General features: G+C 59.3%; 12 protein-coding genes. 1 reads left to right on the top strand and 11 read right to left on the bottom strand.

From position 1 onward, the window contains the following. Nucleotides 1–5: 5 nt before the first annotated feature. From VN887_06305 to kdsB, 7 genes are all read right to left on the bottom strand, one after another. Nucleotides 6–701, bottom strand: coding sequence for an HAD-IA family hydrolase (locus VN887_06305; GenBank protein ID HXT39619.1), 696 nt, complete (start codon nucleotides 699–701; stop codon nucleotides 6–8). Nucleotides 702–707: 6 nt separating this feature from the next. Next, entirely contained in the window at nucleotides 708–2,972 is a 2,265-nt protein-coding gene (locus tag VN887_06300; protein HXT39618.1) for a prolyl oligopeptidase family serine peptidase, read from the bottom strand. Then, nucleotides 2,969–4,252, bottom strand: coding sequence for a folylpolyglutamate synthase/dihydrofolate synthase family protein (locus tag VN887_06295; GenBank protein HXT39617.1), 1,284 nt, complete (start codon nucleotides 4,250–4,252; stop codon nucleotides 2,969–2,971). Before VN887_06295 ends, VN887_06300 begins: the two co-directional genes overlap by 4 nt. Next, a complete protein-coding gene (locus tag VN887_06290) occupies nucleotides 4,249–5,187 on the bottom strand; it encodes a hypothetical protein (GenBank protein HXT39616.1) in 939 nt (312 codons plus the stop codon). The genes VN887_06295 and VN887_06290 overlap by 4 nt, the downstream gene beginning before the upstream one ends. 237 nt (nucleotides 5,188–5,424) lie before the next feature. Continuing rightward, complete coding sequence (locus VN887_06285; protein ID HXT39615.1) at nucleotides 5,425–5,655, bottom strand: hypothetical protein; 231 nt, start codon at nucleotides 5,653–5,655, stop codon at nucleotides 5,425–5,427. 298 nt (nucleotides 5,656–5,953) lie between these two features. Then, entirely contained in the window at nucleotides 5,954–7,567 is a 1,614-nt protein-coding gene (locus VN887_06280) for a CTP synthase (GenBank protein ID HXT39614.1), read from the bottom strand. Nucleotides 7,568–7,575: 8 nt separating this feature from the next. After that, nucleotides 7,576–8,331 carry a 3-deoxy-manno-octulosonate cytidylyltransferase gene (gene kdsB / locus VN887_06275; protein HXT39613.1) on the bottom strand — a complete coding sequence of 252 codons (756 nt, stop codon included), beginning with the start codon at nucleotides 8,329–8,331 and terminating at the stop codon, nucleotides 7,576–7,578. 128 nt (nucleotides 8,332–8,459) lie between these two features. On the opposite strand from kdsB, the gene VN887_06270 reads away from it, so the two are divergent. Next, entirely contained in the window at nucleotides 8,460–9,122 is a 663-nt protein-coding gene (locus VN887_06270; protein ID HXT39612.1) for a hypothetical protein, read from the top strand. A 23-nt stretch (nucleotides 9,123–9,145) separates the two neighbouring features. Here the strand turns inward: VN887_06270 and VN887_06265 are convergent, their stop codons facing one another. From VN887_06265 to VN887_06250, 4 genes are all read right to left on the bottom strand, one after another. Then, a complete protein-coding gene (locus tag VN887_06265; protein ID HXT39611.1) occupies nucleotides 9,146–9,691 on the bottom strand; it encodes an HAD family hydrolase in 546 nt (181 codons plus the stop codon). Between the two features lie 75 nt (nucleotides 9,692–9,766). After that, nucleotides 9,767–10,783: a D-glycero-beta-D-manno-heptose-7-phosphate kinase gene (gene rfaE1, locus VN887_06260; GenBank protein ID HXT39610.1), complete on the bottom strand. Its 1,017-nt coding sequence runs from the start codon at nucleotides 10,781–10,783 to the stop codon at nucleotides 9,767–9,769. Then, nucleotides 10,780–11,574, bottom strand: a complete 795-nt coding sequence (locus VN887_06255) for a thiazole synthase (protein ID HXT39609.1) — start codon at nucleotides 11,572–11,574, stop codon at nucleotides 10,780–10,782. Before VN887_06255 ends, rfaE1 begins: the two co-directional genes overlap by 4 nt. 338 nt (nucleotides 11,575–11,912) lie before the next feature. After that, entirely contained in the window at nucleotides 11,913–13,244 is a 1,332-nt protein-coding gene (locus VN887_06250) for a Gfo/Idh/MocA family oxidoreductase (GenBank protein ID HXT39608.1), read from the bottom strand. Between the last annotated feature and the right edge of the window lie 118 nt (nucleotides 13,245–13,362).

Raw genomic sequence — 13,362 nt, 5'->3', positions numbered from 1 at the left:
TTGCCTCAACTTCCGCCGGGCGCAGACGAAAACACAACCGCCTCCAGCTCGCGCAGGGAGGAAATCCTGTCGGCGCCCGCGGCGGCGTTCGCGCGGTCGATGAGCAGAGCGCCGCAGCCGGCCGCTCTGGCCCCGGTCACGTCGTCAGTGAAACTGTCACCGACATGGAGAATCTGACCGGGCGCCACTCCGGTTTTTTTGGAGGCCTGTTCGAAAATGACCGGCGATGGTTTGGCGAAACCCACCTCACACGAGACGATGAAGGTTTCGAAATAACGGTCGAGCCGCAACTGCTGCAGCAAGGGACGCAACCGTTCGTCCCAGTTGGATACAATTGCCAGGCGCATGTCTCGCGAGGCAAGCGCGTCGAGCGCGGGCAGCACGTCCTCATAGGTGCGCCACACGTCCGCGGTGCTGAAGCGCTCGTAAATGGCGGGAAAAAATGTCCGGCTGGGCGGCACATCGCACAAACCGGCAAACGACTGGTCCACCAGAGCCGACCATTCGGGCAATGTGTGCTGAAAGTCATTCTTCGCCCGCCAGGCCGCCGCAAAGTTCCTGTTCAGTTTCCCGGGTGAAATGCCCGCGAAACCATGTCCGGCGGCGATTTCGGCGTACACGTGTCCGACCGAAGGCCAGGGCTGTATCAAGGTGCCGCCCACGTCAAAGGTCACCACCTGAATGTTTCCGCGCGATTGCATGGGGAATTACTCGCTCCGGCGACCGCCCGGCAGTTTGATTTTCAGCTCGCGCAAAAGAAAAGCCCAGCGTTGCGCTGTCTCCTCAATGATTTTCGTGGTCGGTTTGCCCGCACCGTGGCCGGCCCGCGTTTCGATTCGAATCAGGATGGGCGCAGTGCCTGCCTGCGCGGCCTGTAGCGTGGCGGCGTATTTGAAACTGTGCGCGGGCACCACGCGGTCGTCGTGGTCCGCGGTCGTGATGAGGGTCGCGGGATACCTGGTTCCGGGTTTGATATGGTGCAGCGGCGAATAGGCGTGGAGCGCCTTGAACTCCTCCGCATTGTCCGATGAGCCGTAGTCGGAAGTCCATGCCCATCCGATCGTGAACTTCTGGAAGCGCAGCATGTCCATCACGCCGACCGCCGGCAGCGCGGCGCCAAACAATTCGGGCCGCTGGGTTTCGCATGCGCCGACGAGCAACCCGCCGTTGCTGCCGCCCGAAATCGCTAGTTTGTCGGGCCGCGTGTATTTGTTTGCGATGAGCCATTCCGCCGCAGCGATGAAGTCGTCGAAGACATTTTGCTTCCTGGATTTCATGCCGGCCTGATGCCATTCCTCGCCGTATTCGCCGCCACCGCGCAAATTCGGCACCGCATACACCCCTCCCATTTCCATCCACACGAGATTCGCCACGGAAAACCCCGGGGTCAGGCTGATGTCAAATCCGCCGTAACCGTAAAGCAGGGTGGGATTTTTTCCGTTCAACTTCAGCCCCTTCTTGTGCGTGATGAACATCGGGACGCGCGTGCCGTCCTTGCTGGCGTAAAAAATCTGGCGCGTTTCGTAGTCGCCGGGATTGAACGCGACCTTCGGCTCGCGAAAAACCGTGTTTGCGCCCGATTTCACGTCGTACCGGAAAATGGTTCCCGGAACCGTGAAGCTGGTGAAGGAATAGAAGGTTTCCGTGTCGGACCGTTTGCCGGCGAAACCCCCGACCGAGCCAATGCCCGGCAGCGCGAGTCCGCGCACCAACGCGCCGTCCAGTCCGAAAATCTTTACCTCGCTGTGGGCGTCCTTCAGATAAACGCACACAAACCGGTCGTTGAGCGTCCCGACACTGCCGAGTGTTTCCTTCGCCTCGGGAATGATTTCCTTCCAGTTCGCGCGTTCAGGATGAGTGACGTCGATGGCGATCACCCGATGTCGCGGCGCGTTCAGGTCGGTGCGGAACCAGAAGCGCGGGCCGTCATTGTCAATGAACGTGTAATCGGCGTCGAAGTCCATGAGCAGTTCCACGACCGGCGAATCCGGTCGCTGCAGGTCCTGGTAAAGAACGCGGTTCTTCGGGTCGGTGCCCTCGGACGCGGTGATGACGAGGTAATGTCCGTCATCCGTAACCGAGCCGTTGAAATTCCAGTCCTTGTGATCGGACCGTTGATAAACGAGCTTGTCCTCCGACTGCGGCGCGCCGAGCCGGTGGTAGTAAAGTTTATGAAAATAGTTGGCCTTCGTCAGTTTTGTTTCCTCCGTCGGTTCGTCGTAACGCGAGTAAAAATACCCTTTGCCGTCCTTCGTCCAGGAAATGCCGGAAAACTTCACCCATCTGGTCAGGTCGGGCAGATCCCGCGCCGTTCGTACATCGCGCACGCGGATCTCCTCCCAGTCTGAGCCGGCTGTGGAAAGCGCATAAGCCATCAGATTGCCATCCTCCGTGATGTCGTAACCTTTCAAGGCCACGGTGCCGTCGGCGGAAAGTGTGTTCGGATCCAGCAACACGGACGGCTCCGCATCGAGCGTGGCCATGGTGTAGAGCACGCTCTGGTTTTGCAGGCCGTTGTTTTTCGAGAAGAAGTATCGGCCACCCTGCCTGAACGGCACGCCGTAGCGTTCATAATTCCACAGCTTCGTCAGGCGCGCCTTGATGTCCGGCAATTCAGGAATCGTCTGAAGGTAGCCAAAAGTAACCTTGTTCTCCGCTTCCACCCACGCCCTGGTTTCCGGTGAATTGTCGTCCTCCAGCCAGCGATAGGGATCGGCAACCTTCACGCCGTGGTAATCGTCCACGACGTTCGTCTTGCGGGTGGCGGGATAAGTGAGCCGGGCGGTCGAGGAATCGCGCGAACCGCCCGAGATACATCCTGTGATCAGGGCAATTCCCAGCGCAGCGCCCAGGCCACCCAAATAACCCCGCCCCCGCGATGCCCCGGTTGCCTTGGTTGAAAATCTCCGGATGAGAGTCTGTAACCCGGCGCGCGGGCCTTCCCTTCGACTATGAATTTTGAAATCTTTCATTTTTTGGCGGACCATTCGTTCAATTCGCGTTCGCCTTCCGATGTCGTCGGCGAAAGGCCGAGCAACTCCATCGCCTCGCCCACGAGGTACAGTGAACCGGTGATGACAACGAACGGGGCATCCGCTGCTTCCTTTAACGCATCCGCCAGCGAAGGACAAGCGGTGACTTGCGCGCCAGGATTCGCAATAGCGCACGCGTCACGCAGCCTCTCCGGCGGCGTCGTCCGTTCGCTGTTCACGGACGCCGGCAGGATGTGCATCGCCAGCGGCGCAAGCGCTTCGCAAAGGTGCCGCCAGTCCTTGTCTTCCAGTACGCCCAGAATGAGCGCCGGTTTCGCACTCGGATAATACGTTTCCAGGGCATCGCGCAGCGCGTCGGCACCCGCGGCGTTGTGCGCGCCGTCGAGCAGAACTGTTTGTCCGGATTTCGATTTGACGACCTGCAACCGCCCCGGCCACTGGACGGATTCCAGACCGATCCGGATCGTCTCGTCCCTGACCGGGATCATTCTGCGGAGCGTTTCGACGATCGCGATTGCCGCCGCTGCGTTGCGTTCTTGATGTTTGCCGGCCAGAGACAACGCAGTCAGACTGCCTGCCCGGGACGAACGGAAGGTCTCTCCGGCTTTGACGAGCGGCGCATTCAAGCGCCTCGCGGTTTCCTCGATGATCGCCAGCGCTTCCGGCGCGTCCGCGGTTGTAACGACCGGCACGCCGGGCTTGATGATGCCGGCCTTTTCGCCGGCGATCTTCGCGAGTGTGTCCCCGAGCCATTGTTGATGGTCGAAACTGATATTGGTGATGACGCTCGCCAGCGGCACGACAATGTTCGTGGCATCGAACCGGCCGCCCATGCCCGTTTCCCAGATCACGAGGTCGCACTTTTTTTCCGCGAAGTAGCGCAAGGCCATCACTGTCACCACCTCGAAAAACGTCGGATGATGGTCCTTTGGAAACTCTTCAAGCCACGGCTGCATTTCTTCGAGCAACCGCACCACGTCGGATTCGTTAACGAGCTGGCGGTTGACCTGTATCCGTTCACGAAACGAAACGAGATGCGGCGACGTGAACAAACCCACACGCAGACCCGCTGCTCGATAAATGCTTTCGAGCATCGCGCAGGTGGAACCTTTGCCATTCGTCCCGGCGACGTGAATGAAACGCAGTTTCTCCTGCGGATTTCCGGCGAGCGCCGCGAGTTTGAAGGTGTTTTCCAATCCAAACTTCGCGCCGAACAAGCGCAGGTCGTAGAGGAACTGGATGACTTCGCGGTAGATCATCGCTTTCCTGCATTGTCTCCGTTTTTCGTATCAAGCTTTTGCAGTGCCCCGGCGGCGATTTGTTGTGCTTCCGGTGAACCGGTCTGAGCGATTTTTCCTAGGACCGGGATTGCGGCTTTGAAATCCAACTTTCTGAACTTGTAGTCGAGCAGTTCTGTTCGATCGCCGGGAAAACGCCTCTTCTTGTCCACGAGCATTTCGACGATAATGGGAACCGCGAGAGACGCGTACTTCGGGTTGAGGTGCCACAGATCCAGCGCACAATCGGTTCGCACATATAGTTCAGGATTCTTGATTCCTTCGAGCAAAATCGAAACGACGGTTTCGTTGGTCAAGCCCAGCGCCCCTACCGCACAGGTGGCGTTGTCGCGCGTGCCCGCGCTGTGCGTCATGTTCGTTGCCAGCTGTTCCAAGGCTGATTCCAGGGTCACCGCTTGCGGCCCCATGATCTTTGCGAATGCCGCCGCGTTCACTGCCGCGCTGTCGTCCTGGTCTTGGGTCAATGCCTTGGCAAATATTTCGCACGCGAGGTTTGTGTCTCCACCAATTGTCCAGATCGTTTTCGCTAGGTTGACCTGGTCGAAAAGCGATTTGCCAGCCATCTGATTGCGCAGCGCTGGCAATGCTTGTTGAGCCTTTGGGCCGATTTCTTCGAGGGCGGCGCAAATATAACTCAAGTCTTGGGGCTGTTCCCTAATAAGCACAATGAGTTCTGGAACGGCGGATTCGGCTTTGGGACCAAGCCTGCGGACACAGTTTATCGCCTCATGGCGTACCCAATATACCAACTCGCCCTCAGGCAACCTGCTTCTTAATCCTGTCGGGAGGTGTCTCCAAATCGCAATCCAAGCTTTGCGCAACCGCGTATCCCTCATGCGAAGCTTCGCTATCAGGTAAGGAACAGCCGGCTTGCCGATCTCGTCAAGCTGCTGCAAGAATCTTTCGTCTGCATTCTCGCGACACGCGCCGTCCACCCAATAACTGATCGGTTTGCCTTTGTGCAGCGGTTCGTGGTGGGACCCGGCGGTCAGCCAAACAACGAAACCAGCGGTCGCCAACAGGAACAGCGACAGAATGACCAGTCGCTTTCTCTCGCCCGGCTTGCGCGTTGCATTGAATTTCAATTCCTCCACCTTTTTAGCAGCCCGTCTTTTCGGGCATCCGGGAAGCCCTTAAAGAACAAATTCCTCTGGAATTTTCTCCGCCAGCCGGCGCTCGCATTCTCCGGGTCGCGTGCTGCGCCAATGCATGGTTTCCTCGATCCGGCGAAGCATGGCTTGTGGATCAATCCGCGGCGGGCGCGATACAAAATCCGTTGCCACCGGCAACTCAAGCTCGGCCGCCGCCGCGGCTTCGTTCAATTCAAATTTCTCCGCCAGAGCAGGCGTGGGATATTTTTTCATAAATTCGGTATTGCCGTATTTCAGGAACAACTGGCGAACACGCTCGGAACGCAAATCAACCTTGTTTACGCGCAACAGATTTTCAACATCTAAAAAATCCTTCAGAAAGCGGCCCGCGTGAGTGTGCGCTCAACGCGTGCAACTTGAGCGCGAGCAGATGCTCCAGCGCGGGAATCAACAGGCGTGCGCCGTACATCTCTACTTCTTGCCGTGCTCGAAAATGAGCCGGAATGTCGGTTCGCATTTTCGCGCCTCCAGATTGATTGTCTGAAACACCCCCATGTTCAGCCGCGCCGTGTCACAACGGCCGTTGATGAATGTGGGCGTGGGCGGCTCCGATGAAGCCGCGGAACAACGGATGCGGCTGGTGCGGTTTGCTGCGGAATTCCGGATGGAACTGGCTGGCAATGAAGAAAGGGTGGTTCGTTTGCTCGATGATTTCCACCAGTTTGCCGTCCGGCGAGGTGCCGCTGAACATGAAGTCCGCCTTCTCGAACCTGTCGCGATAGGCGTTGTTGAATTCGTAGCGGTGCCGGTGCCGCTCGTTCACGACGAATGCGCCGTAAAGCTTGGCTGCTTGTGAACCCACCACTAACTGGCATGGTTGCGCGCCCAGCCGCATGGTGCCGCCCTTCTTCGTCACTTTCTTCTGCTCGTCGAGCAGACAGATGACCGGGTGCGGCGTGCCGGGCTCGAACTCGGTCGAGTGCGCCTTTTCCAGTTTCAGCACGTTGCGCGCAAATTCAATCGTCGCGATCTGCATTCCCAGGCAGAGGCCGAGGTAAGGGAGTTTGTTTTCCCGCGCGTATTTCGCAGCCATGATTTTGCCTTCAATGCCGCGTTCGCCGAAGCCGCCCGGCACCAGGATCCCGCCGAGCCCTTTGAGAATTTTTTCCGCACCCTCGCGTTCGATGTCCTCGGCGTCCAACTTTACGATCTCCACGCCGCAATCGTTCGCCACCCCGCCGTGGATGATCGCTTCGTAAACCGATTTGTAGGCGTCCTGCAGCTCGATGTATTTGCCGACGACGCCGATGCGGACGCGGTGCTGCGGGGCGATGAGTTTGCGGATGATTTCCTGCCAGTGCGCCATGTTCGCCAACGGTGTCTCCAGGTGCAGCAACCGGCAGACGAGGTCGTCAAGCCGTTCGCGCTGGAGCATGAGCGGCACTTCATAGATGCTGTGGTCAACGTCTTTTTCCTCGATGACCGCTTCGTACGGGACATTGCAAAACAGGGAAATCTTCTGGCGCAGTTCCTTGTCCAGCGGCCGTTCGCAGCGGGCGATCAAAATGTGCGGTGCGATGCCGATTTCGCGCAACTTCGCGACCGATTGCTGCGTGGGCTTGGTCTTCAGCTCGCCCGCCGCCCTGATGAACGGCACGAACGTCACGTGCATGAAGGCGACATTGCCGTGGCCGGCTTCGAGAGCAAACTCGCGGATGGCCTCCAAAAACGGCAGCCCCTCAATATCGCCGGTCGTGCCGCCGATTTCCGTGATGATCACGTCCGCTTTCGATTGCTCGGCCAGTAGGTGAATGCGGTTCTGGATTTCGTCGGTGACGTGCGGAATGACCTGGACCGTTTTGCCGAGGTATTTGCCCTCGCGTTCGTTATTGAGAACGGTCTGATAGACCTGGCCGCTGGTGAGATTGTTGAGCCGGGTCAATTTGACATTGGTGAACCGCTCGTAATGGCCGAGGTCGAGGTCGGTCTCCGCGCCGTCGTCGAGCACATAAACCTCGCCGTGCTGATACGGACTCATCGTGCCGGGATCGACGTTGAGGTAGGGATCGAACTTTTGCAGCGCGACCTTGAGCCCGCGGTTTTCCAGCAGCGTGCCGAGCGCGGCCGCCGTCAGGCCCTTGCCCAACGAACTCACCACGCCGCCAGTGACGAAGATGTATTTCACATTCCGATTTAGCGGTTCAACGATTCAACGGCCTTCAACATTCTTTCCACTATCGCCACATCCGCGGGCGTGTCCACGCCCACGCTGTCGTAATCGACCTTTACGACCGCAATCTGAATCCCGTTTTCCAGCGCCCGCAACTGTTCCAGTTTCTCGGTCGCTTCGAGCGGTGAGACCGGGAACTTGACCAGCCGCAACAATGTCACGCGCCGGTAACCGTAAATGCCCAGGTGCTTCAAAAAGGGAAACGCCGCCAACTGTTCGCCGATCGAACGACTGGCGGCATCCCGCACGAACGGTATCGTGCGCCTGGAAAAGTATAAGGCGCGTCCGGCGGAATTGACAACGACTTTTACGATGTTCGGATTGTCGTATTCCGAGGGCTCTGTGATGGGCGCGGCGGCGGTGGACATTTCGTCGTTGGCCAGCGCACCCGCCACGGCGTCGATGACCGCCGGGTCCACCAGCGGCTCGTCCCCCTGGATGTTCACGACCGCGTCGCAGTCGCAGCGGGCCGCGACTTCCGCGACGCGGTCCGAGCCGCTCGGATGATCGGCCCGCGTCATCTCCACCCGGCAAAACTCCTGCGCCACATCACGAATGCGCGCGTCGTCCGTCGCGACGATCACTTCGCTCAACGACTTCGCCAGCTTGCATCGTTCGACGACGCGCTGGATGAGCGGCCTGCCGGCTATGGGATGCAGCGGTTTGCCAGGAAAGCGTGTCGAGGCGTAACGGGCGGGAATGAAGCCAACAATTTTCACAGATGTTGATTAAGCCACGGATTGAACGCTGAGGAAATACTGATTTTGAAACTGAAACCGGTGCGACTTTTTTTTGCGCTCGCAAACCATAGCCGCCTAGGAAGAATGAAGCGGGTGAACCGATTGTTATGAATCTAGGGATAGAAAGCCTTGGTGCTGCGATTCTGAAAGGGGTTTGCAGTTCGGAAGCCAAGGACCTGGCAGTTGACTGGTCTGAATTTGGACTCGATATCCTGCTTGACGACGGCCTTTTGAAGGACGCTCCGATGATTGGGAGTGTTGTTAAATTCTGTACGATATCAAAGACTATTCGTGACAGGATATTTCTGGGGAAAGTGTGTGACTTTATGCGCGCGTGCCCTAGGTTCAGCGATTCCGAAAAGGAAAAGTTCGTTAGAGAACAGTTAAGCGATCAAACCAAGGCGAATCGCTTGGGGCATACGTTGGTTCTCATCTTGGACAAGCTCGACGATTTGTGCAAACCGCTGATGCTTGCGAGATTCTTTACAGGGTTCGTTCGGGGCGAGATTGGGTGGGAGGATTTTCGACGTTTGGCTTCAGCAATCGATATTGGCTTCGTCGATGACCTAACGGAGTTTGCCAGCTTGTCTAATCCTTCCGTCGAACGGATGAGGGTTCTATATCCAAATCTCGTCCGAACTGGGCTGGTCGGGCTGAAAGGGCCGCGAACGCCAGGGCAAGGTGGCATCAGCCAAATTAGCTATCAAGTTACGGAATTGGGTAAGCTTTTTCAAAAGAGTATGAACGAGCCAAAGTCGCCGCAATTGTGATTCACTTCGTAATAGCACCCGACTCAATCGTTAGTCAAAACCCACTCCACTGCCCCATTCAAATCACATGCGACCGCAGCACGCGCTAGTCCGTCCGTGAAGTCTCGTTCCTGCTCCGCATCGTACCTTGTCCGCACCAGAATGCTTTTCTTCACGCCCGCGTTCCAGCCACATTCCAGATCACTCAACTTGTCGCCGATCATGAAACTTTGCGCAAGGTCGATGCCGAACTCGTCGCGCGCGTCGAACAGGAATTGCGGCGACGGCTTGCGGCCGCGGCTTGGTTGCTCCGGCGCTTCGGGGGCGATGTAAATCTTCTCGATGCGCACGCCGTGCTTCGCGAGCAACTCCACGAGCCGTTGATTCACTCGCTCCACCTCGGCCAGGGTGAAATAGCCGCGGCCGACGCCGGATTGATTCGAGACGATGAACAGCTTGAAGCCTGCGTCTTGCAAACGTTTCAACGCCTCCGCCGCGCCGCGGAAAAGGACGACCTGCCCCGGGTCGTTCAGATAGTCTTTGTCTTCGATGATCGTCCCGTCGCGATCCAGAAAAACTGCGCGGTTCATAAACTGTAGAGGCGCTCTGTAAGCGCCCGAGATCCTGCCAGCGGTCATAGACCGGCGCTGCAAGCAGCCCGTGCCTCATCTTGCCCGCTTGAAGCTGGCCAATAATTCCTCCGGCGAAACCGTCGCCGTACCGACTTTTCCGACAACCACGCCCGCCGCGTGGTTTGAAAAAATGGCCGCCTCGACCGGTGACGCCCCCGCGACAATCGCCAGCGTGAAGGACGCGATGACCGTGTCTCCCGCGCCCGAAACATCAAAGACCTCCTGAGCGACGGTCGGGACGTGAAACGGTTTCTGGCCGCGCTGGCACAGCAACAGTCCCTGGTCGCCGAGGGTGATGAGCAGCAGCGCGGGCCGGAGTTCGCGCAATAACCGGTCGGCCACATGCATCAGGGTGGCGTCGGTCAGCGGATTGGCTGCGCGCGGCGAGTCGTCAGTCTCGCCGGCGAGTTCAAACGCTTCCTTGCGATTCGGCGTGATGAGCGAAAGTCCGGTCAGGTTGAGATGATGGACGGGCTTGGGATCGACGCTCAACCAGATGCTCCGCGCGCGGCAGAGCTTTTTGATTTCGTCGAGCAACGGCTGGGTCACGACCCCCTTGCCGTAGTCACCGATAATGACCGCGTCCGCCGAGGGAAGTTTTTGGACAACGGTTTCAAGCAGGCGCTGCGAGGCCATTTCGTCCAGTTCGCAGCGTGTTTCGCGGTCCATGCGCACGACCTGTTGCTGGTGCGCAATGATGCGCGTCTTGACGCTCGTGGCGCGATCAAAGTGTTGCAGCAGGCTGTCGCAACGGACCCGCTGTTCCTCGAGCAAACCGGCCATTTTCTTGCCCCCTTCGTCCCGGCCGATGACGCCGAGCAAATCGGCGGATGCCTTCAGGGCGGTGAGATTGCGGGCCACGTTGGCCGCGCCGCCCGGCATGAAACTCTCGCGTTCAAAATCCACGACCGGCACCGGCGCTTCCGGCGAAATGCGCGAGACGCGGCCCCAGATGAACTGATCGAGTATCACGTCGCCCAGGACAAGCACATGCGCACGGCAGGCGGCGGCGAGCAGTTGCCGGACGCGCGGAAGGGCAAGAAATTTCATGGTTGATCCAAAAATGCCGTCAGCGGGCTGGTCGCGCTCGCGGTATCGAGCTGCGCGCCCAGACCGATTTCAAAAGCTGTGCGTCCAGCCTCAATCGCTTTGGCAAATGCCCGGCCCATGGCGATCGGATCATTCGCCACCGCGATGGCTGTGTTCACCAGCACGGCGTCAGCGCCCATCTCCATCGCTTCGGCGGCGTGGCTCGGTGCGCCTATGCCCGCATCGACGACCACCGGCACGGTGGCCTGTTCGATGATGATGCGAATCTGGTCGCGGGACTGGATGCCGCGATTCGAGCCGATGGGCGAGCCGAGCGGCATGACCGTGGCGGTGCCGGCATCCTGCAGACGTTTGGCCAGCACCGGGTCGGCATTGATGTAAGGCAGGACGACGAACCCTTCCTTCACGAGAATCTCGGCAGCCCTGAGCGTCTCGATTGGATCAGGCAGCAGGTAGCGCGGGTCCGGATGGATTTCCAACTTCACCCAGTTGGGCAGCCCCGCGGCGCGGGCGAGCCGCGCCAGGCGCACCGCTTCCTCCGCGTTCATCGCCCCGCTGGTGTTGGGCAGGATCACGTACCGCTTCGGGTCAAGGAAATCGAGAATGTTGGCGAACGGATCGTGTTTCCCGCTCAGGTCCGCCCGGCGCAAGGCCACGGTAACCATCTCCGCACCGCTGGCGTCGAGCGCTTCGCGCATTTTTTCCGGCGAAGAGAACTTTCCCGTGCCGAGGATGAGCCGCGATTTGAATTCGTGCCCGGCGATGATCAATGGGCGGTTTGCGAAAGACATCTGCCGCAGCATAGGTCGCCGACAGCCGGGTGTCGAGAGTCGAGGAACCGGGATCAGAATGTCAGCACGCCGGAGACGATCAGGTGCCGGCTGCTGACGACTTTGCCCGGAGGCAATCGAGGCAGGCATCCTTTAACGGGCGTTCGATCCCCTCTGGAGTGAACGCCGCCGCCGCACGCCACTACGGAAATCGCGCCGCAAATTGGGGCCTCGGCGGAGGAATACTCCCCGACCAGCGACCGGCAGAGCGAAAGTGAAGTTGCAAAACTCGACCGCAGAGCGACGGCGGTGATCGACCTGAAACCCGGCGCATCCACGCCCATCGGCAGTTGCGTCCCTCAAGCCACCTTCCATGGATCGCGCTGCGGCACGTCGAGCCACTCCGTTTTGCCTGTGCCGCCGGTAAACTGCCGTGCCGCGGGGTCCCATTTCATCCGCTCGCCGTGGTAATAGGCCAGGTTGACGAGCTGGCAGACATTGACCGTGTGCGCGCCCACTTCGACATCGCAGATGGGACGCGCGCGGCTGCGGATGCAATCCAGCCAGTCGGCCTTGTGATCGCCGCTCTTGTAGAGGTGGACCTTGGCATCCGCGAGGAACTCCTTGCTCATCGCTTCGCACTCGTGGGCGTCCTTCGCCTTCTGCTCGCTGCCCTTCCAGAATTCAAACTTGCCGCGGTTGACGTAGATTTTTCCGTCGGCGCCGTGGAACCAGATTCCGTTGCCGGGCTTGTGAATGACTTCCGTGCCGCTCGCGTAACGCAGGCGCACGCCGCTCTGCGCCTTCTCCCAATCGGGCGGCGGGACGATTTCCTCCGGACCACTCTCGTCCATGCCGAGGCCCCACTGCGCGATGTCGAAATGGTGCGCGCCCCAGTCGGTCACACCACCGCCGCCGTATTCGCGGTAGTTGCGCCAGTTTGGAAAATGTTTGTGCACGCCGCGCGGGCTGAGTTCGGAGTTGTAGCCGCGTTGCGGTGCGGGGCCGAGCCACATGTCCCAGTCCAGACCCGGCTCGTCGGCTTCGGTCAGGAGATTGCACGGAACAGCCGGTCCGCCGACAGCGACCTCGACGGTCCTGATTTTTCCGATGACGCCGTTGCGAACCAGCTCGCAGGCGGTCCGGAACTCCCGTGATGACCGTTGCATGGAGCCGGTCTGGAAGACGACGTTGTTTTTGCGGACGGCCCTGATCATCGACTGCGATTCGTGAATGGACTCGCAGAGCGGCTTTTCGCAGTAGATGTCTTTCCGGGCGTTTGCCGCGGTGATGGCGATGAATGCGTGCCAGTGATCGGGTGTCGCGATGACGACCGCGTCAATGTCCTTTCGTCCGATCAACTCGCGGAAGTCGTGGTGCGTGGCGCACCCTTTGTAGGACCCGGCCGGATTTTTATTGGCGTAGTAATCCTCGACTATTTTTTTCGCGTTCTCGCGGCGCGTGGTGTCCACGTCGCACACGGCGAGCACCTGGGTCTGTTTATGGGTCAGGAAACCGCCCAGCAGACCGCGATTCTGCGTCCCCATCCCGATGAAACCAAGCGCGATGCGGTCGTTGGGTTTCGTCTCGGCCGACCAGATCTGCGACGGAAGCAGGAACGGAGCGGCGGTGGTCGCAATGGCGGCCGACTTGAGGAAGGAACGGCGGGGGAGGGATTTTGTGGCTTTCATGGGCCTTATGTTCCACTTTTCCGCGCGCAGTTCAAGAGTCGAGGAGCCGAAGAATCAGCTTTGACGCGCGGCCCTCATTGAGGCCAGACTCGCGGGCCATTACTCCATGAAGAAAGCC

Origin of the sequence: Candidatus Angelobacter sp. (assembly GCA_035607015.1) — a bacterium.
GTDB lineage: Bacteria > Verrucomicrobiota > Verrucomicrobiia > Limisphaerales > AV2 > AV2.
Note: the sequence above shows the minus strand (reverse complement) of the source record. Positions and strands in the feature narration are given on the sequence as shown.